The organism is Citrobacter sp. wls714 (genome assembly GCF_005281025.1).
In the GTDB taxonomy this organism is placed as follows: Bacteria; Pseudomonadota; Gammaproteobacteria; order Enterobacterales; family Enterobacteriaceae; genus Citrobacter; species Citrobacter werkmanii.
Window position 1 is genome coordinate 12,931 of record NZ_SZWZ01000065.1, and the last position, 20,354, is coordinate 33,284.

A 20,354-nucleotide genomic window follows, 5' to 3' on the forward strand; every position below is an offset into this window, starting at 1 on the left:
CCTTAAGCCTTTTCAACCTGAACGAGATTACTATGGGACGGGTTCCCTTTCGCGAGCGGAGATGGTCGATGCGACGTGAGAATGTTAATTGAACCGCCGCGATCGATCTGATCGCCGAACATATCGGCATTGAGCCATGCCCCTTGTCCGATGGCTGTGACGCCTGGCAAAATGCGTGGTGTCACTTTCGCCGCGATCAGCATCTGACCATTATTGTTAAACACCCTAACCGTGTCGCCATTACGGATGCCGCGAGTATTGGCATCGATGGGGTTTATCCAGATTTCCTGCGGGCATGCCTGTTGTAATACGTCAATATTTCCGTAGCTGGAGTGGGTTCTCGCTTTATAGTGGAATCCGGTGAGCTGCAGTGGATACGTTTTGCGTTTAGGATCGTCCCAACCGTCAAAGCCAGGCGCATAAGCAGGAAGCGGATGAACAATTTCGTCGTCTTTAAGGTCCCAGGTTTCCGCGATGGTGGCCAGGCGTTCGGAGTAAATCTCAATTTTACCTGATGGTGTTTTCAAAGGGTTTGCGACGGGATCTTCGCGGAAAGAACGGAAAGCGACATAGTGTTCTTCAGGGCATTTTTTCTTGAAAATACCTGTCGTTTTCATCTCATCGTAATCCGGCATTTCCGGGTTACGCTCTTTGGTTTTCGCATGCAGGTATTTCACCCATTCATGCTGTGTACGACCTTCGGTGAACGTTTGATACACATCGGGGCCAAGACGTTTGGCAACTTCGCTTAGCGTCCAGTAAATGGGCTTACGTTCAAATTTCGGCGAAGTAGCAGGCTGTCCAAGGATGACATAACCCATATTCCCGGCGGACTCATGCGAGATGAGATCTTCCTGCTCGGTAGGCATCAGATCAGGCAGTAGGATGTCGCAGTATTTTGCGGAGGCTGTCATAAAGTGTTCAATACCGACGATCATCTCGCACTTGCTGTCATCCTGTAAGACTTCGTGGGTATGCGCGATATTGCCATGCTGGTTGATAAGAGTATTACTGGCATAACACCAGATAAACTTGATCGGCACATCCAGCTTATCTTTACCGCGAACGCCGTCTTTGGTCGCCGTCATTTCCGCGCCATGGTCGATAGCATCTGTCCAGGTAAAGACAGAGATCTGCGTCTTAACCGGATTCTCTAACATGGAGAACCATTCCACGCCCAGATCCCAGGTTCCCTCGCGCATGCCTGAGTTACCGCCGTTAATCCCCACGTTGCCTGTTAAAACTGAGAGCATGGTAATCGCGCGGGCGGTTTGTTCACCGTTAGAGTGACGTTGCGGCCCCCAACCCTGGCAGATATACGCGGGTTTCGCCGATCCAATCTCACGTGCCAACTGGATAATCTTTTCAGCTGGAATGCTGGTAATGTGTGAGGCCCATTCAGGCGTTTTGGCAATCCGGTCCGGGCCTTCGCCTAAAATATAGGCCTTATAGTGCGCATTCCGTGGGGCGCTGGCGGGAAGGGTGGTTTCGTCGTAGCCGACGCAGTATTTATCCAGAAACGGTTTATCAATCAAATCTTCTGTGATCAACACCCAGGCAATTGCCGCCGCTAATGCGGCGTCAGTACCCGGGCGGATAGGAAGCCATTCATCTTCACGGCCAGCGGCAGTATCGTTATAGCGCGGATCGATAACGATCATCCGAGCGTTAGAACGTTCACGGGCTTGCTCAACATACCATGTTACGCCGCCACCGCTCATGCGGGTTTCGGCAGGGTTATTGCCAAACATGACGACCAGTTTTGTATTAGCGATGTCGTCCGGGCTGTTACCATCGTTAGCCCCAAACATGTAGCCCATCGCGGCGCTGATTTGCGCGGTACTGTAACTACCGTAACGGCTCAGATAGCCGCCGCAGGAGTTCATCAAACGGTAGGGGACGTTTGAGTTAGTGATATTCCCACCATCAACGCCTGTACCGTACAGCACATGAACCGCTTCGTTACCGTAATCATGCAGAATTCGTTTTAAATTACCGCTAATCGTATCCAGTGCCTCATCCCAACTGATCCGCTCAAATTTCCCTTCGCCGCGTTTGCCAACGCGTTTCATAGGATATTTAAGGCGGTCAGGATGATTCATGCGGCGACGAATCGAACGACCGCGCAAGCAGGCGCGGACCTGGTGGTTACCATAGGTATCATCACCAGTCGTATCAGACTCGACCCAGTAGACGGCATCATCTCTTACGTGCAAACGCAAAAGACAGCGGCTGCCACAGTTTACGGTACAAGAACTCCACACCGCCTTATCTTCAACTGATTGTATTGAGTCCTGTACCGCTGCTGCTCGTATGCCAAAAGGTAACGATAGCCCGCCTGCGGCAAGCGCCAGCGAACCGATAGCCGAGGATTTGACTAACGTCCTGCGACTAATACCCCCATCTTGTTTAACTCCAGACATAACCCACTCCATTGTCATTATCGCTATGTATTTTGTTTTGCAACGAAATCAATAGCTTGCTAACCATGAAGTGAGTCTACCTATTTGTAGGTAAATCTTATTAATGCATGTCAAAGGGAAGCGACCCTCCGCGAGCGGAGGGCACTATTTATTGCGGTTCGGCAGCATGGCCGTCCTGAGCTGGCGTGCTATTGGCGGGGGCGTTGCCACTGTTGGTCCGGGTATAGAGAATTTTATGCGTATCGTTTGCACAATGTCCCACTACCAGGGAATCAGGTTGATCGGCCTGATCGTTGGGGACGATATTCAGCGTAAAGCTGGATTCCGCTACGCCATTATTTATGATGCGCTGTTCGATATCGCTCTTAACGCGTTCGCAGGACGCTGGCACCGCCAGAACTTGTGGGGAGGCAGCTACCAGTAAGATTGCGGCAATTCCTGTTATATATTTCATCATCAGCTCCTTTTGTGAACGACATGAACTAAGAGTAGCATTTCTGGTGTAAATAATTGTATTTGCTAATATGATTGAGAATCATCTTCTTATCCGGGTGAAAAATGTGAAGAAACAGACCCTGTTAGTTTTCCTGTGCGCCGTACTGGTCGGGTGTGATAACGCCAAAGGGCTGGTTTCTTTTACGCCGGAAATGGCCAGTTTTTCCAATGAATTTGATTTCGATCCGCTGCGTGGGCCAGTGAAAGATTTCAGTCAGACGCTTCTTAATGATAAAGGTGAAGTTTCCAAGCGCGTTGTCGGTACGCTCTCGCAGGAAGGGTGTTTCGATACCCTTGAACTGCACGATATCGAAAATAATACCGGCATGGCGCTGGTTCTGGATGCCAACTATTATCGCGATGCCGAAACGTTGGAAAAAAAGATCCGCTTACAAGGTAAATGCCAGCTAGCGGAACTGCCTGCTGCAGGTGTAGTGTGGGATACCGACGATAACGGCTTTGTCGTTTCCGCCACGGGAAAAGAGATGAAAGTCCAGTACCGCTATGACGCGGAAGGCTACCCGCTGGGTAAAACTTCCGTCAGTAAAGACAATACCTTAAAGGTTGATGCCAAACCGTCGGTTGATCCGCTGAAGAAGCTGGATTACACGGCGGTGAGTATGCTGAACAATCATCCATTAGGTAATGTCAGGCAAACCTGTAAGTACGATAACTACGCCAACCCGGTCAACTGCCAGCTGGTTATCGTTGACGAAAGCGTGAAGCCAGCAGTTGAACATCATTACTCGATTGAAAATACCATCGATTACTACTAATCGCCTTTATTGAGCGGTAGGTTGTAGCAGGTTAGGACCAGACGTTTTGTGTTCTGCCAGATACTGCTGCTGGAAAATACACATACGGATGGTGTTGCGGTACTGACCGTTGATAAAGAATTCATGAATCAGTTCACCTTCCACCATAAAGCCGAGTTTACGGTAGATGTGGATGGCTTTTTCGTTCTCTTTATCGACGATCAGATACAGCTTATATAAGTTGAGGACGGTAAAACCATAATCCATCGCCAGCTTTGCCGCCCGCGACGCCAGACCTTTACCCTGATATTCAGGCGAAATAATAATCTGGAATTCAGCCCGGCGGTGGACGTGGTTAATCTCTACCAGCTCCACCAGCCCGGCTTTTTCACCTTCGCATTCCACCACAAAGCGACGTTCGCTTTGGTCGTGAATATGCTTATCGTACAGATCAGACAGCTCAACAAACGCTTCGTAAGGTTCTTCGAACCAGTAACGCATAACGCTGGCGTTGTTATCAAGCTGGTGGACAAAACGTAAATCTTCACGCTCCAGCGGGCGCAGCTTAACACTGAGGGCGCTAGTCATATTGTATCCTTGCAATATCCTTTAGGGGCACAGTCATTATGGTGCAACGGTACGGCCAGTACGACGGTCGAGGCAGCGCAGGGTGTTAGGTTCCCAGTAGGCGTTAATATTGGCGCTCTGCTCGCACTTATCACGGCTATCAAAGGCCGCGTCGGCTTTGTCCCACTCTTTCTCAGTACGCTTGTTCACTTTCTGACGTAACTGGCGGGTATCGTTCCATTGTTCCTTTTCCATTGCGGCCTGTTGACGGCTTTGCGCACTGTCCCCGGATTCAATGACCAGTTTACTGGTTTCAGCAAATGCAGAAGAGGTGTACACAGCCGCCGCAAGCGTCAGCATAGCCGTCAGACACAGACGTTTGGTCAGTGTAATATTCATGGCGAATTCCTTTTATGAGAAAGGGAAAAACGATAAAACAGGGCTAAATTCTACACTATTCCTGCTTCAGGGCATACCCACTGAGCGGATATGGATACGTTGGCGATATTCTGTCGTATCATGGTTAAACCGAAGGTAACTGAATAACGTCAATGCTTAAGACCACCTTTCTTTTTTTCGTCACCGCCTTATGCGAAATCATCGGCTGCTTTTTACCCTGGCTCTGGCTTAAACGAGGCGCTACGGCGTGGTTGTTGGTACCCGCCGGTGTATCGTTGGCCTTATTTGTCTGGTTACTGACGCTGCATCCCGCCGCGAGTGGGCGAGTTTACGCGGCCTATGGCGGCGTTTATGTTGTCACTGCGCTGCTATGGCTGCGCTTTGTCGATGGCGTAAAACTCAGCCTGTATGACTGGTCTGGCGCGCTGGTGGCTTTGTGCGGGATGCTGATTATCGTGGCTGGATGGGGGCGCGCATAGCGCCTTTTTTGTGATCAACGAGCGCTTTTTCGATCTTTATACTTGTATGGTAGTAGTTCAGTTGAGTAAATTTCCTGCATCTCAAGAACAGATGTAAGGAAGAAAAAATGAAGATTGTCGGGGCTGAAGTTTTTGTCACCTGCCCGGGGCGTAATTTTGTAACGTTAAAAATAACGACAGATGATGGGATCACCGGGCTGGGCGATGCCACCTTAAATGGCCGCGAGTTATCGGTGGCGTCCTATCTGAAAGATCATGTCTGTCCGCAACTTATTGGTCGCGACGCGCATCGAATCGAAGACATCTGGCAGTTTTTCTACAAAGGCGCGTACTGGCGTCGCGGTCCGGTCACCATGTCGGCGATTTCCGCAGTAGATATGGCATTGTGGGACATCAAAGCGAAAGCGGCGAACATGCCGTTGTATCAGTTGCTCGGCGGTGCGTCTCGCGAAGGCGTCATGGTTTACTGCCACACCACAGGCCATACCGTAGATGATGTGCTGGAAGATTACGCGCGACATAAAGAGATGGGCTTTAAAGCGATTCGCGTACAGTGCGGCGTACCGGGCATGAAAACCACTTACGGTATGTCAAAAGGCAAAGGTTTGGCCTACGAACCCGCGACCAAAGGGCAGTGGCCGGAAGAGCAGTTGTGGTCTACAGAGAAATACCTCGATTTCACGCCAAAACTGTTTGCCGCTGTTCGCGATAAATTTGGTTTTAACGAACATCTGCTACATGACATGCACCATCGCCTGACGCCGATTGAAGCTGCCCGGTTTGGCAAAAGCATTGAGCAATATCGTCTGTTTTGGATGGAAGACCCAACCCCAGCCGAAAACCAGGAGTGTTTCCGCCTGATCCGCCAGCATACGGTCACGCCGATTGCAGTAGGGGAAGTTTTCAATAGCATCTGGGATTGCAAACAGCTGATCGAAGAACAGCTGATCGACTATATCCGCACCACCATTACCCATGCGGGCGGCATTACCGGTATGCGCCGTATTGCCGATTTCGCCTCGCTGTATCAGGTACGCACGGGGTCGCATGGACCTTCCGATCTGTCACCCGTATGCATGGCCGCAGCACTGCATTTTGATCTGTGGGTGCCGAACTTCGGCGTTCAGGAATATATGGGGTATTCCGAGCAAATGCTGGAAGTGTTCCCGCATAACTGGACTTTTGATAACGGCTACATGCACCCGGGCGATAAGCCAGGCCTTGGTATTGAGTTTGATGAAAAACTGGCTGCGAAATATCCGTATGACCCGGCATATCTGCCTGTCGCTCGCCTGGAAGATGGCACGCTGTGGAACTGGTAAATATAAATTTTACGTACGAAAGATGTTGATTAACCCAATACCCTACAGAAGGTTAAACTTATGGTTAGTTCAGTCGATATTAAAAACAACGTAGATAATAAGCCCATTATTCGCCGAGTGGCTTCAGCATCCGCAATTGGTACTGCTGCTGAGTATTATGATTTTTTTGCATACGGGACAGCAGCTGTACTCTTTTTTGGTCATCTATTTTTCCCTAGTGATGATCCGTTAATAAGTACTCTCGCTGCTTTTGCAACCTATGCTGTTGGTTTCCTGGCAAGACCATTAGGAGGAATTGTATTTGGTCATATTGGTGATAAGGTGGGACGTAAAAAAGCACTGGTTATTACCATATTAATCGTTGGTTTAGGGACTTTCTGTATCGGGTTATTACCTACATATGAAAAAATAGGGGTATGGGCTCCAGCTTTACTTATTTTTATTCGTGTGTTGCAGGGCTTTGGAGTTGGAGGAGAACAAGCCGGTGCAGTACTGATGACTGCTGAATATTCTGAACCCAAACATCGTGGATTTTTTTCCAGTTGGGTTCAAATCGGTGCCCCGGTTGGTTTCCTTCTGCCGTTAGCTCTGTTTGCATTGTTAAATGCCACACTTTCTCCAGAGGCCATGATGGATTATGGGTGGCGTATTCCATTCCTATTGAGTCTGTTACTGGTTATTGTTGGGCTGTTTATCCGCTTAAAAATTGATGAGTCACCGGTCTTTGCTCAGATTAGGGAGACAAAAGCAGAAGAATCACGTCCATTAGTTGAAGTTATCCGTGATTTTCCTGGTATTGTTGTCAAGGGGGTGTGTGCAAAACTGATTGAAGCTTGCACATTTGCAATGTTCACTGTGATTGTTTTGGCTTACGGTAAGGCGAACAATCTTGATGCAAATATTTTGATGGAGACAATGATCGTTGCGGTGATAATAGAAATCATTGCAATACCATTGATGGGATCGCTATGCGATAAGATTGGACGTAAACCAGTCTATATTATCGGCGCATTGCTGCAGGTCGTTATGATTATTCCTTTCTTCCTTGCGATTAATCAGGATAGTTTTTGGCTTACACAAATAGTAATGATCCTGGTGCTGAGTATTGGGCATAGTATGTGTTATGCACCTCAGGCTTCTTATTTCCCGGAGCTTTTCCCAACTCATATTCGCTGTAGCGGGATAGCATTAATTTGGCAACTTGGGTCGCTAATAGGTAGTGGGATTCTTGGTTTAGTAGCAGTAAAAATTACTGCAAGTAACAGGTGGGCATTACTATGGACTTGCCACTTATGTGATTGTACTTGGAGTTATCTCAATAATTGGTTTGTTGATGATGCCGGAAACGGCTCCGCAAAGACTTAACCGTGAATACCAGCAGTGGCAGAAACATTAATATCTTTTGGCGGCAGTATGCCGCCACATTCACCGCACTTGGTATATAACTCAATAAATGATGTCATACCAATTATGAAAAGCTTAATGCAAATCAAAACATATAACCCTACAGGCGTTACTCTGAGACAGTCCTGATTTCATAGATAAGTAGGCAATACCATGCAAAACAAGCTCTTAGCGGCAAAGGCTGCGCTTCCTGACTACGATCGTACCACACTGGTCCCACGTATTGTTCATCTGGGATTTGGCGCGTTTCATCGCGCACATCAGGGTGTTTATGCTGACATCCTGGCTGCAGAACACGGCAGTGACTGGGGTTATTGCGAAGTAAATCTGATTGGCGGTGAGCAGCAGATTGCCGATCTGAAACAGCAAGATTATCTGTATACCGTTGCGGAAATGTCTGCGGATGCGTGGACTGCCAGAGTCGTTGGTGTGGTGAAAAACGCGCTGCATGCGCAGGTAGATGGCCTGGAAAGCGTACTGGCTGCGATGTGCGAACCGCAGGTGGCGATCGTTTCTCTCACCATCACCGAAAAAGGATATTGCCACTCTCCGGCGACGGGGCAACTGATGTTAGACAACCCAATGATTGCCGCCGATTTGCAAAATCCAAAACAACCAAAAACTGCGCCAGGCGTGGTAGTTGAAGCTCTGGCGCGCCGCAAAGCTGCAGGGTTAGCCGCATTTACCGTGATGTCCTGCGACAACATGCCTGAAAACGGCCACGTGATGCGCAATGTCGTCACTGCGTATGCCCGGGCGGTAGATGCTGAACTGGCCACGTGGATCGAACAGCATGTGACGTTCCCGTCTACAATGGTTGACCGCATTGTTCCTGCGGTTACCCCGGAGACGCTGGACAAAATTGAACACATCACCGGGGTACGCGACCCGGCAGGCGTAGCCTGTGAACCGTTCCGTCAGTGGGTAATTGAAGATAACTTTGTCGCCGGTCGTCCGGCATGGGAAAAGGCCGGGGCGGAGCTGGTATCGGATGTGATTCCGTTTGAAGAGATGAAACTGCGTATGCTCAACGGCAGTCACTCTTTCCTTGCCTATCTTGGTTATCTGGCGGGTTATCAGCATATCAACGACTGCATGGAGGATGAAAATTATCGTCTTGCCGCGCGAGCGTTGATGTTGCAGGAACAGGCGCCGACGCTGAAAGTGAAAGGTGTGGATCTTCAGCACTATGCCGATCTGCTCATTGAGCGCTACAGCAACCCGGCACTGCGTCATCGTACCTGGCAGATTGCGATGGATGGTAGCCAAAAACTGCCGCAGCGTATGCTCGATTCAATTCGTTGGCACATTGCGCATGGCAGCCATTTTGCGCTGCTGGCACTGGGCGTAGCCGCCTGGATGCGCTATGTCGGCGGTGTGGATGAACACGGTCAGGTGATTGAAATCAGCGATCCGCTGTTGCCGGTGATCCAGACTGCGGTTCGCAGTAGTCACGAGGGGGAAGCACGCGTTCAGGCGTTACTGGCGATTGATGCCATTTTTGGTCGCGAATTACCGCAGGTAGAACTATTCAAAAACCAGGTCACAGAAGCCTATCTTGCTTTACTGGCTGAAGGGGCAAAGGCAACGGTTGCGAAGTATGCAGCAAAACTGAAGTAACGAAGGGCATCATTTATGTCGCCATCTGGCTTTCAGCGAGCCAGATGGCGCAGAGTTTTCTGGCATTCACACCAATTAGTTCATGCCCAAACGAATCAACTCGATAGGGGTATATTTACCTTCACACCCTTCGATTGCCACTGTTTTGCCACGGCGAATTTGCTCAGCGGTCAGGCCATCGGTGTCTATCGCTGTAATGCGGCCTGTGAGTCCGGTGCCACTAATCATGACGCGGCTGCCAGTGGTGATTGCGTTGCGGTTACGATCGTATGTTTTCATGGTGTTTTCTCCTTTCCAACTCACCGTCAAAGCCCGTGGGCCTCTGGTCCCACGTAACGGGCGCAATATAAATACGCTTCTCGCTAAGGATTTTTTTTGTTTTCGATCAAAATCACAGCTTTTTTTAGAGAGATGTGCAGGAGAGGGTAAACGCAGAACAACTCACCCCGCAGAGAGGTGAGCGTAATATTAATCTTCGCTGAACCAGTCGCTATTTTCCTGGCGAATAAGCTGCACAGACTCACCGATCTCCTGAAGGTGCAGCATCATTGCGCGCTCGACGCCGTCACCATCATGTTTTTCAAGTGCGGCAAAGATATCGTGATGCTGGCGAAGCAGCATTTCAGGAGGGGAAATATGATCCAGGCTCATATAGCGAACGCGGTCAATGGTGGCTTTAATATTCTCGACGGTGTCCCAGGCGAGCTGGCACTCGGCGATTAAAGCCAGTTTCTGATGAAACTCATCGTCAAGCTGGAAGAAATCATCAATTTGTTTTCGGTCAATCGCAATGCGCTGCTGATGCAGATTCTGTTCGAGCTGATAGCACTGTTTATCGGTGATCAGGGCGGCAGCGCGGCGGACCACAGCACATTCAATTGCCTGGCGAACAAAACAACCGTTTTGCACCTGCGACAACGAAATTTTGTTCACGTAGCTGCCACGCTGCGGACGGATCTGAATCAGACCGTTCTCTGCCAGTTTGATGAATGCCTCTCGTACCGGCTGGCGTGAAACATTGAAGCGTACGGAAACCTCTTTCTCCGACAGCGGCGTACCAGGCGCAATCAGACAATGCACGATATCACGACGAAGAATACGGTAAATCTGCTGATTTACAGGCTGTGTAGGGTTGAGCTGCGTTTCTACGGTCATTCATTCTTACTTTTTAGAGAGTTAACCCGGATATTTTATCACTTATTTCAGGCTATCTATACCCGGCGCAAGGCCGGGCAGGGAAATTAGCTCCGATGGACACTCAGCCCGGCAAAAGACTGCGTAACCGGCATCATTTCAAGGGTGTTAATGTTGACATGAGCAGGTAACGAAGCCACCCACCATACCGCTTCTGTAACATCTTGCGGGGTCAACGCAGTGGTATTTTCGTAAGCTTTTTCAGCCTTGGCATCATCGCCTTTGAAACGCACGTTAGAGAATTCCGTACCGCCAACCAGACCTGGTTCAATGTCGGTAACACGAATCGCTGTCCCGTGTAAGTCAGTACGCAAGTTGAGACTAAACTGACGGACAAACGCTTTGGTCGCGCCATAAACGTTACCGCCGGCGTATGGCCAGCTACCGGCGGTAGAGCCAATATTGATAATATGTCCGCGATTACGCTCAACCATACCAGGCAGCACGGCACGGGTCATATAAACCAGGCCTTTGTTGTTGGTATCGATCATGTTTTCCCAGTCTTCAATGCTGGCCTTGTGGGCAGGCTCGAGGCCCAGCGCCAGACCCGCGTTGTTGACCAGAACATCAATATCGCGCCATTCAGCAGGTAAGGACGCCAGCATCTCTTCAATCGATGCGCGATTACGTACGTCCAGTTGCGCGATAAAGAGGCGGTCACCCAGCTCATCTTTGAGTTCCTGCAGGCGCTCCTGGCGGCGTCCGGTGGCAATAACTTTATGGCCATTCTCAATAAAACGACGCGTAATGCACTCACCAAAACCTGCGGTTGCTCCGGTTACTAAAACGATCATCTCACTGTTCCTCAACGCTTTTTATGTAGTACTACCATAGCACGTCATTTCTGTTCAGAGCTATTCCTGGTTAACAGGATTGCGGTCGATTCCCGGGAAGTCTACTCTGGTAAACAAATCGTTTTCAGGAGTGAAAGATGTCGTTAACGAATCCTTTTTTACACCACAGCACATTGCCGTATCAGGCGCCGCAGTTTGATCAGATTGACGTGCAGCATTATCGTCCTGCGTTTGATGAGGGCGTACGGCAAAAACGCGCAGAGATCGAGGCGATTGTACACAATCCTCAGGATCCTGATTTCGCCAATACTCTCCAGGCGCTTGAACAAAGTGGCGCATTGCTCACGCGCGTAACCAGCGTTTTCTTCGCGATGACGGCGGCGCACACCAACGATGAACTACAGCGCCTTGACGAAGCGTTCTCAGCAGAACTGGCGGGGCTTGCCAATGATATCTACCTTGATGGTGCGCTTTTCGCCCGCGTCGAGGCTGTCTGGCAACGACGTCATACATTAGGTTTGGATAGCGAATCATTGCGCCTGGTGGAGGTCATTTACCAGCGTTTTGTGCTGGCAGGCGCCCGTCTGAATAAGGCCGACAAAGCACGCCTGAAAGCGCTCAATACCGAGTCAGCCACGCTGACCAGTCAGTTTAATCAGCGTCTGCTGGCGGCGAACAAGTCCGGTGCTTTGGTGGTGGATGATGTCCGGCGGCTTGACGGGCTTAGCGCAGAAGAACTTGCCGTTGCCGCTGAGGCTGCAAAAGAAAAGGGGCTCGAATCACGTTGGGTTATTCCGTTAGTGAATACCACTCAACAACCGGCGCTTGCCGTGTTACGCGATCGCCAGATCCGTGAAGAACTGTTTACCCAGGCGTGGACGCGGGCTGAACATGATGACGATAACGATACCCGGGTTATTATTCAGCGTCTGGTCGACATCCGCATGCAACAGGCGAAATTACTTGGTTTTGCCAATTATGCGGCCTGGAAAATCGCCGACCAGATGGCTAAAACGCCTGAGGCGGCACTTTCGTTTATGCGGGCGATCGTTCCGGCCGCGCGCCAGCGTGCGCTGGATGAGCAGGCAGAAATCCAGAAAGTCATCGATCAAGAGCAGGGAGGGTTTAGTGTCAGGGCCTGGGACTGGGCATTTTATGCTGAGCAGGCCCGCCGTGAGAAATACGCCCTTGATGAGGCACAGCTTAAACCTTACTTTGCTCTGGATACGGTGTTGAACGAGGGCGTTTTCTGGACGGCCAATCAGCTCTTTGGTATCAAATTCGTTGAGCGATTCGACATTCCGGTTTATCACCCGGACGTGCGGGTATGGGAAATTTTCGACCACGATGGCGCAGGACTGGCGTTGTTTTACGGTGATTTCTTCGCCCGCGAATCAAAAAGCGGCGGGGCATGGATGGGCAATTTTGTTGAGCAATCGGAGCTGAACGAAACCCGACCGGTTATTTACAACGTCTGTAATTATCAAAAACCCGCAACGGGTAAGCCCGCGTTACTGCTGTGGGATGATGTCATTACGTTGTTCCATGAATTTGGCCACACGTTACACGGTCTGTTTGCCACTCAGCGTTATGCCACGCTTTCAGGGACTAACACACCGCGTGATTTTGTCGAGTTTCCTTCGCAGATTAACGAACACTGGGCGAGCCATCCGCAGGTTTTTGCCCGATTTGCCCGTCATGTCGAAACCGGAGAGCCAATGCCGCAGGCGTTGCGGGATAAAATGCAGCGGGCCAGCCTGTTTAATAAAGGCTACGATATGACCGAACTGCTCAGTGCCGCATTGTTGGACATGCGTTGGCACAGTCTGGAGATGAGCGCGTCATCTTCTTCGGTTGATCAATTCGAGCAGCAGGCGCTGGCGGCAGAAGATCTGGATCTTCAGGCCGTGCCGCCTCGTTATCGCAGCAGTTATTTTGCCCATATTTTTGGCGGTGGCTATGCCGCGGGTTATTACGCCTATTTATGGACGCAAATGCTGGCCGATGACGGTTATCAGTGGTTTGTAGAGCAGGGCGGATTAACCCGCGAAAACGGACAGAAATTCCGCGAAGCGATTTTGTCCCGCGGGAATAGCACTGATTTAGCTGAGCTTTATCGCCAGTGGAGCGGGCGCGATCCCCGCATGGAGCCGATGCTGGCACATCGTGGTTTGAGCGCGTAAGCATTTTTAGATCTTGCGCAGAGCCGGGCGTGATGCCCGGTCTTATCTTATGTTCATTACTGAAACTGATAAGGTTTATTCTCAAAATAAAAAATTTACATAAGTTTTCTTTTTTGTCGTTAAGATGATTGCATCAGAAACGTTCGAACAGGGAGGAAGATCGTGATGATGAGAAATACTACGGAAATAGATGCAATTTTGATCGAGTTAAACAAGTCCATTGATGCCCACTATAAATGGCTGGTGAATATGTTCCGTTGCGCAGTAACCTCGAATGCTACGCAACCGGATATCATGGGTGACAACGCGCATTTCGTTTGTCAATTTGGACAGTGGCTTAATAATCAATCGCTGCGCAATGAAGATGATTGTAGCTATGTGAATAAGATAAATAATGTTCACGAAAAAATGCACTTATCAGGGAAGGATTTGCTATCGGCAATACTGGAGACACGTAGTTATCCATGGCATTTCACCAAATTTGAGGATGCGTTACTGGCATTTACGTCTGCTGTGATGGACTATAAAATATATTTGCTGAGTATCCGCAGTAATATCGACATATTAACAGGCTTACCAGGCAGAAGAATGCTCGATGAGTCTTTTGACCAACAATTAATCGATGCCGGGCCGCTTAATCTTTATATATTGCTACTGGATATCGACCGTTTTAAACATGTTAATGATACGTATGGTCATCTTGTGGGGGACGTGGTATTACGCGCTCTGGCAGCAAATTTCCTGGCATGGACGCGATATGATGAAGTTGCGTACCGCTACGGTGGCGAAGAATTTATTATCATCATCCGAACCAAAACTGACGAGCAGGCCCGCCAGGCAGGGTTGCGATTGTGTCAGCTTGTAGGCCAGCAAAAAATCCCCTACGCAGATGGAGAGATCGCTATCACCGTAACGGCCGGTATCACCAGAGCTCAGCGGGATGAAAAATTAGATACCGCTCTTGGACGGGCAGACAGAGCGATGTACCAGGGAAAACAGAGCGGCAGGAATCGCTGTATGTTTATGGATGAACGCGAGCAGATCACGCTGGTTAGCGCCAGTGATGGGCCTTCGTTCCACCTCAGCGCGTGAAATTCATCTAAGCCGTTTTATGTTAGTTGCGTTTCGTTTAGCTTTCATTGGGGTTGCCGATGCTAGGTTTGCAGACTATCCGTTATCTTCGCAGGGAATTGCCAGATAGCGTATAAAGCAAAACACAAATCTATCCATGCAAGCATTTACCGCTGGTTTATCCGGCGGTTTTTTTTATCTGTGGCCAGGGAAAAGGTGCCGAAAAGGCGATGCAGGTAAAAAAATGGCCCCTTGTGCAGTGACGCGACAAGGGGCCGGTTCGGTTCAGGACTATCGCCGTTCATCAATCATCCCATCTGTGGCTAAAATACGCGGCAAGGAAACCGGAAAATAAAATAATTCCCAGAACAGCCATAAAAATATTCATATTACCCAGCATAGTAAATGCTCCTTTATCTGTGAGTTTCCTCTCTTACCTTAAGTTCACCTCGCTTATGACTATAGTAGCAATTGCAACTTAAACAAAGGCTGAACTGTGTGATTATTTCGTCTGAAATGTAAAAAATTGACGCGATTTCGTCGGGGGAAATAAATAATAGTGACAAGGCGCGCTTATCCTTGCGCAAATTAACCACGATTTTATGCTGATTTCCACAGTCATTGCTATGCGAACCCGACGCAAATTGTTGCACGTTTATAATGCAACGCTGTCTCATGGTGGTTCAATTTTCCTGGCGATCCCCCTTCTTGATGAAATGTTTTCATCCAGTTACTGAGTTATACGATTATAATGCCTTGATTTTATATGATGTTTTAATATCTGGCATCGTTTTTGCCTTATCACTTCTGAATCCCCTTAATTTGCACCGTTTTGTCTGCCCGGCTGCACCGGAGCTTTCAGCGAATCTAATTTCAGGAGTGAAACTATGCAGCGTCGTACATTTTTAAAAGCTTTTGCGTTATCGGCCTCCGTTATGGCAATGGGCATGAGTTTTAGCGTCCAGGCGGCTGACACTATTAAAGTGGGCATCATGCATTCGTTATCCGGAACGATGGCGATTTCCGAAACGCCGTTGAAAGATGTGGCGTTGATGACTATTGACGAAATTAATGCGCAGGGCGGCGTGTTGGGCAAAAAGCTGGAGCCGGTTGTGGTTGATCCGGCCTCGAGCTGGCCGTTATTTGCTGAAAAAGCCCGACAGTTGCTGAGTCAGGACAAAGTGGCGGCGGTGTTCGGGTGCTGGACATCGGTTTCGCGTAAATCGGTGTTACCGGTATTCGAGGAGTTAAATGGTTTGCTGTTTTATCCGGTGCAGTATGAAGGCGAGGAAATGTCGCCTAACGTCTTCTATACCGGCGCGGCGCCTAATCAGCAGGCGATCCCGGCGGTTGAGTATCTGATGAGTGAGGATGGCGGTGGTGCGAAACGCTTCTTCCTGCTGGGGACTGATTATGTTTATCCGCGCACGACTAACAAAATTCTCCGTGCCTTTTTGCATTCGAAAGGCGTTGCCGATAAAGACATCGAAGAGGTGTACACCCCGTTCGGACACAGTGATTATCAGACCATTGTCGCCAGTATTAAAAAATTCGCCGCAGGGGGAAAAACGGCGGTGGTCTCAACCATCAACGGTGATTCTAACGTTCCATTCTATAAAGAGTTAGCGAACCAGGGTCTGAAAGCCACCGATGTTCCGGTAGTGGCCTTCTCCGTAGGTGAGGAAGAATTACGCGGTATTGATACGAAACCGTTGGTAGGCAACCTTGCCGCCTGGAACTACTTTGAGTCTGTCGATAATGCGGCTAACAAGAAGTTTGTCGCGGATTACCGGGCGTATGCCAAAGCGCACAAATTACCGAATGCGGATTCGGTTGTGACAAACGACCCAATGGAAGCCACTTATGTCGGCCTGCATATGTGGGCACAGGCAGTAGAAAAAGCCGGAACTACCGATGTGGATAAAGTCCGTGCTGCAATGGCAGGGCAATCATTCGCCGCGCCATCTGGCTTTACCCTCACGATGGATGCCACCAACCACCACCTGCATAAACCCGTCATGATTGGCGAGATTGAAGGCAACGGTCAGTTTAATGTGGTGTGGCAAACCGATGAGCCGGTCCGTGCCCAGCCGTGGAGCCCGTATATCGCCGGCAATGATAAAAAATCTGAACAACCCGTGAAAACCGCCAGCAACTGATCTTATGCCCTCCTGCGGGAGGGCAACGCTTGGGAGAATGCTCATGAAAGCCATGCGCTTTATTCGTGGTGTGATGTTGCTGACGTGGTTTTTGCCGTGGATAGCGCAGGCATCAGATGCCGATACTTTTACCGCTGCCAACCGGACGCAGCAGGCTGTCTTACTTGAACAGTGGGCGATAAATCCTGACCTTAAGCGTTTACCCGTGCTTAAGGCGCTGCGAGATGAAAATCTGCTGACCGATAGCGCGAAAAATGCGTTTGTCATGGATGGGGCGCAAGCACAACCGTTGGGGAGGGCAACAGGTCCTGACGGTGAGCTAAAAAAAGTCCGGCTGACTAACCGGCTGCGCAATCTGGTTGCCGGAACGTTGGCCGTTCATCAACTTTTAAGTGACAGTGTCACTGAAAGGAGCGCCGCAGCCAGCATATTACAGCGTGAGGCTCAGCCTGGCATGCTGTCATTTTTGCAGCAACGACTGGCGCAGGAACCGGATGCTAATGTGAAATCCGCCCTGGTTATTGCTCTGGCTAACCTGCGACTGACCAGTACCTCGCCCGAGGTCAGGCGGCAGGCAATTGAACAGTTGGGGGCGTCAAATGACCCTGAAACCCAGGCGAAATTACAACCCTTCACCCGCGCAGAACATGAGCCTGATGCCCGCGTTCGCGCTGCCGCCAACGAAAGTCTAAATTCTATCGCGCATCGCATGAAGATTGGCGATCTTCTTGGTCAAGCCTTTATGGGGTTGTCTCTGGGCTCTATTTTGCTGCTGGCGGCGTTAGGGCTGGCGATTACTTACGGGCTGCTGGGTGTCATCAATATGGCGCATGGCGAGATGTTGATGCTCGGCGCTTACTGTACCTGGATGGTGCAACAGCTGATGGGGCAGTTTCTTCCGCAATGGTTAGCCTGGTACCCGGTCATTGCGCTTCCGGTCGCCTTTTTACTTACCGCGGCAGTAGGAATGCTGCTGGAGCGCGGTGTGATCCGCCATTTATATGGCCGTCCGCTTGAAACATTACTGGCTACATGGGGGATCAGCCTGATGCTGATCCAGTTGGTGCGAATGACCTTTGGTGCACAAAATCTCGAGGTCGCCAATCCGACATGGCTTTCCGGGGGGATTCAGGTCTATGCCAATCTGATTTTGCCGTGGAACCGAATTGTGGTGCTTGGCTTTGCCATGCTGGTGCTGTTCTTCACCTGGTTATTGCTGAATAAGACACGTCTTGGGCTGCGCGTGCGCGCGGTGACGCAAAACCGCAATATGGCGGCCTGCTGCGGCGTGCCCACCGGGCGAGTCGATATGCTGGCCTTTGGGCTGGGTTCAGGGATTGCCGGGCTGGGTGGCGTGGCGCTGTCGCAGTTGGGTAACGTGGGGCCAGAACTGGGGCAAAGTTACATTATTGATTCGTTTCTGGTGGTGGTGCTTGGCGGCGTTGGACAACTCGCCGGGAGTGTGGCGGCGGCGTTTGGTCTCGGGATCTTCAATAAAATTCTTGAGCCTCAGGTGGGGGCTGTGCTCGGCAAAATTATGATCCTGGTGCTGATCATTCTGTTTATCCAGAAACGACCTCAGGGACTTTTCGCATTGAAAGGGAGGGTTATTGACTAATGACTATGCCAATGACATTAACGCTGGCACGAAAAGCGCCGCGCGTGACGCGCATCCTGGGGCTGTTTTTGCTGCTGGCGCTCATTATTCTGCCATTTCTGGCGCTGCTCCCGGTGGATCATCCGCTGGCAATCTCCGTCTGGACACTAACGCTGGCTGGGAAAATCCTGTGCTATGCCATTGTGGCGGTCGCACTGGATCTGGTGTGGGGCTATGCCGGAATGCTCTCACTGGGCCATGGCATTTTCTTTGCGCTGGGGGGATATGCGATGGGGATGTACCTGATGCGTCAGGCCTCCGGCGAAGGACTACCGGCTTTTATGTCGTTTCTGTCGTGGACCGAACTGCCCTGGTTTTGGTGGGGAACGCAACACTTTATCTGGGCAATGCTGCTGGTTGTGCTGGTACCCGGCCTGCTGGCGCTGGTGTTTGGCTGGTTTGCCTTTCGCTCAAAAATCAAGGGCGTCTATTTCTCCATCATGACTCAGGCCCTGACTTTCGCTGGCATGTTGCTGTTTTTCCGTAACGAAACCGGGTTTGGTGGAAATAACGGTTTCACCGGATTTACCACTATTCTGGGATTCCCCGTGACCGCGACCTCAACCCGTATCGCGCTGTTTCTGGCGACGGTGATGCTACTGGTGCTGGCGTTATGGCTGGGACTGGCGCTGGCGCGCAGTAAGTTTGGTCGTATCCTGACTGCCGTGCGCGATGCCGAGAATCGGCTGATGTTCTGTGGCTATGATCCGAAAGGCTTCAAGCTGCTGGTATGGACGCTTTCCGCTGTGCTGTGCGGGCTGGCTGGTGCGCTGTATGTTCCGCAGGTGGGCATCATTAACCCCAGCGAAATGTCACCGACCAACTCGATTGAAGCGGCGATTTGGGTCGCCCTCGGTGGTCGCGGAACCCTGATTGGCCCGGTTTTTGGCGCTGTGTTGGTGAACGGCGCTAAAAGTCTGTTTACGGTAATCATGCCTGAATACTGGCAACTGTTTCTTGGCCTGATTTTTATTGGCGTTACGCTGTTTTTACCCCGTGGCGTGATTGGTCTGTTTCGCAAAGGAGACAAATAATGCAGCCAGATGAAGGTCTTTTTACCCGCCAGTTGCCAGGGGACAGATTTCGCAATCAAACCGACCCGGTATTGCAGCTGGAAAAAATCAACGTGAACTTCGATGGGTTTCAGGCGCTAACGGATCTCACACTTGATATTGGCGTAGGGGAACTGCGCTGCATTATTGGTCCTAATGGTGCCGGAAAAACGACGTTGATGGATGTCATTACCGGCAAAACCAGACCGCAAAGCGGCCGTGCGATTTACGATCAGTCTATTGATTTAATGACGTTTGATTCTATCGCCATTGCGCGTCAGGGAATTGGACGAAAATTTCAGAAGCCCACGGTATTTGAAGCATTAACAGTGTTGGAGAATCTGGAGCTGGCACTGAAAAACGATAAATCCGTTTGGGGGTCTTTACGGGCGCGTCTTTCGGGTGAACAGCGGGATCGCATCGATGAAATGCTGGTGTTGTTACGCCTGGGCAACGATCGCGAACGCCGTGCCGGGCTGCTTTCGCACGGGCAAAAGCAGTTTCTTGAGATCGGCATGCTGCTGGTCCAGGAGCCGCATTTACTACTGCTTGATGAGCCGGCTGCAGGGATGACCGATGCGGAGACGGAATACACCGCGGAGCTGTTTCGCCAGCTTGCCGGAAAGCACTCGCTGATGGTTGTTGAGCATGATATGGGATTTGTTGAGACGATTGCTGACCATGTCACGGTGCTGCATCAGGGGCGAGTACTGGCCGAAGGGAGCCTGCGCGATGTGCAGGCTAATGAGCAGGTTATTGAAGTTTATCTTGGACGGTAAG

18 protein-coding genes and 1 pseudogene are annotated in these 20,354 nt (G+C 50.3%); 11 read left to right on the plus strand and 8 right to left on the minus strand.

The features are described from left to right. Positions 1-2: 2 nt before the first annotated feature. Positions 3-2,435: a selenate/tellurate reductase subunit YnfF gene (gene ynfF, locus FDX11_RS14260; protein WP_137398105.1), complete on the minus strand. Its 2,433-nt coding sequence runs from the start codon at positions 2,433-2,435 to the stop codon at positions 3-5. Positions 2,436-2,571: 136 nt separating this feature from the next. Continuing rightward, positions 2,572-2,880 carry a DUF1161 domain-containing protein gene (locus FDX11_RS14265; RefSeq protein WP_094301129.1) on the minus strand — a complete coding sequence of 103 codons (309 nt, stop codon included), beginning with the start codon at positions 2,878-2,880 and terminating at the stop codon, positions 2,572-2,574. Between the two features lie 103 nt (positions 2,881-2,983). Between FDX11_RS14265 and FDX11_RS14270 the strand changes: the two genes are divergently transcribed. After that, positions 2,984-3,694 carry a YnfC family lipoprotein gene (locus FDX11_RS14270; protein ID WP_137398106.1) on the plus strand — a complete coding sequence of 237 codons (711 nt, stop codon included), beginning with the start codon at positions 2,984-2,986 and terminating at the stop codon, positions 3,692-3,694. Between the two features lie 6 nt (positions 3,695-3,700). On the opposite strand, the gene speG is transcribed toward FDX11_RS14270, so the two are convergent. Next, the gene (gene speG, locus FDX11_RS14275) at positions 3,701-4,261 is read right to left on the minus strand and encodes a spermidine N1-acetyltransferase (protein WP_038640513.1); all 561 of its coding nucleotides are present in this window, start codon (positions 4,259-4,261) and stop codon (positions 3,701-3,703) included. Between the two features lie 36 nt (positions 4,262-4,297). Then, the gene (locus FDX11_RS14280) at positions 4,298-4,639 is read right to left on the minus strand and encodes a DUF1283 family protein (RefSeq protein ID WP_038640515.1); all 342 of its coding nucleotides are present in this window, start codon (positions 4,637-4,639) and stop codon (positions 4,298-4,300) included. A gap of 152 nt (positions 4,640-4,791) precedes the next feature. On the opposite strand from FDX11_RS14280, the gene FDX11_RS14285 reads away from it, so the two are divergent. The 4 genes and pseudogenes from FDX11_RS14285 to FDX11_RS14300 all read left to right on the plus strand — a co-directional run bounded on the left by FDX11_RS14285 (position 4,792) and on the right by FDX11_RS14300 (position 9,464). Next, the gene (locus tag FDX11_RS14285; protein ID WP_038640517.1) at positions 4,792-5,118 is read left to right on the plus strand and encodes a YnfA family protein; all 327 of its coding nucleotides are present in this window, start codon (positions 4,792-4,794) and stop codon (positions 5,116-5,118) included. A 107-nt stretch (positions 5,119-5,225) separates the two neighbouring features. Then, entirely contained in the window at positions 5,226-6,440 is a 1,215-nt protein-coding gene (rspA, locus tag FDX11_RS14290) for a starvation-sensing protein RspA (RefSeq protein ID WP_042308480.1), read from the plus strand. A gap of 60 nt (positions 6,441-6,500) precedes the next feature. Continuing rightward, positions 6,501-7,836: pseudogene (locus FDX11_RS14295) on the plus strand (MFS transporter). Between the two features lie 161 nt (positions 7,837-7,997). After that, positions 7,998-9,464 carry a mannitol dehydrogenase family protein gene (locus FDX11_RS14300; RefSeq protein ID WP_137398107.1) on the plus strand — a complete coding sequence of 489 codons (1,467 nt, stop codon included), beginning with the start codon at positions 7,998-8,000 and terminating at the stop codon, positions 9,462-9,464. 75 nt (positions 9,465-9,539) lie between these two features. Here the strand turns inward: FDX11_RS14300 and ydfZ are convergent, their stop codons facing one another. The 3 genes from ydfZ to ydfG all read right to left on the minus strand — a co-directional run bounded on the left by ydfZ (position 9,540) and on the right by ydfG (position 11,452). Then, positions 9,540-9,743, minus strand: a complete 204-nt coding sequence (gene ydfZ / locus FDX11_RS14305) for a putative selenium delivery protein YdfZ (RefSeq protein ID WP_042308473.1) — start codon at positions 9,741-9,743, stop codon at positions 9,540-9,542. A 189-nt stretch (positions 9,744-9,932) separates the two neighbouring features. After that, the gene (locus tag FDX11_RS14310; protein ID WP_042308471.1) at positions 9,933-10,619 is read right to left on the minus strand and encodes a GntR family transcriptional regulator; all 687 of its coding nucleotides are present in this window, start codon (positions 10,617-10,619) and stop codon (positions 9,933-9,935) included. 86 nt (positions 10,620-10,705) lie between these two features. Next, positions 10,706-11,452, minus strand: coding sequence for a bifunctional NADP-dependent 3-hydroxy acid dehydrogenase/3-hydroxypropionate dehydrogenase YdfG (gene ydfG, locus FDX11_RS14315; RefSeq protein ID WP_137398108.1), 747 nt, complete (start codon positions 11,450-11,452; stop codon positions 10,706-10,708). A gap of 137 nt (positions 11,453-11,589) precedes the next feature. Here ydfG and dcp point away from each other — a divergent pair, with 137 nt between their 5' ends. After that, positions 11,590-13,635 (plus strand): peptidyl-dipeptidase Dcp, encoded by a 2,046-nt coding sequence (gene dcp, locus FDX11_RS14320; RefSeq protein ID WP_137398109.1) that lies wholly within the window; start codon positions 11,590-11,592, stop codon positions 13,633-13,635. A 165-nt stretch (positions 13,636-13,800) separates the two neighbouring features. Further along, the gene (locus FDX11_RS14325; protein WP_061381359.1) at positions 13,801-14,727 is read left to right on the plus strand and encodes a diguanylate cyclase; all 927 of its coding nucleotides are present in this window, start codon (positions 13,801-13,803) and stop codon (positions 14,725-14,727) included. 283 nt (positions 14,728-15,010) lie between these two features. On the opposite strand, the gene mgtS is transcribed toward FDX11_RS14325, so the two are convergent. After that, positions 15,011-15,106: a protein MgtS gene (gene mgtS, locus FDX11_RS14330; protein WP_003032406.1), complete on the minus strand. Its 96-nt coding sequence runs from the start codon at positions 15,104-15,106 to the stop codon at positions 15,011-15,013. Positions 15,107-15,593: 487 nt separating this feature from the next. Here mgtS and urtA point away from each other — a divergent pair, with 487 nt between their 5' ends. The 4 genes from urtA to urtD are packed head-to-tail and all read left to right on the plus strand — an operon-like array spanning position 15,594 to position 20,353. Further along, positions 15,594-16,865: an urea ABC transporter substrate-binding protein gene (gene urtA / locus FDX11_RS14335; protein ID WP_061381358.1), complete on the plus strand. Its 1,272-nt coding sequence runs from the start codon at positions 15,594-15,596 to the stop codon at positions 16,863-16,865. Positions 16,866-16,908: 43 nt separating this feature from the next. Next, the gene (urtB, locus tag FDX11_RS14340; protein ID WP_137398110.1) at positions 16,909-18,483 is read left to right on the plus strand and encodes an urea ABC transporter permease subunit UrtB; all 1,575 of its coding nucleotides are present in this window, start codon (positions 16,909-16,911) and stop codon (positions 18,481-18,483) included. Further along, entirely contained in the window at positions 18,483-19,556 is a 1,074-nt protein-coding gene (urtC, locus tag FDX11_RS14345; protein WP_061381356.1) for an urea ABC transporter permease subunit UrtC, read from the plus strand. The genes urtB and urtC overlap by 1 nt, the downstream gene beginning before the upstream one ends. Beyond that, positions 19,556-20,353 carry an urea ABC transporter ATP-binding protein UrtD gene (urtD, locus tag FDX11_RS14350; RefSeq protein ID WP_137398111.1) on the plus strand — a complete coding sequence of 266 codons (798 nt, stop codon included), beginning with the start codon at positions 19,556-19,558 and terminating at the stop codon, positions 20,351-20,353. Before urtC ends, urtD begins: the two co-directional genes overlap by 1 nt. The last annotated feature ends 1 nt before the right edge of the window (position 20,354 follow it).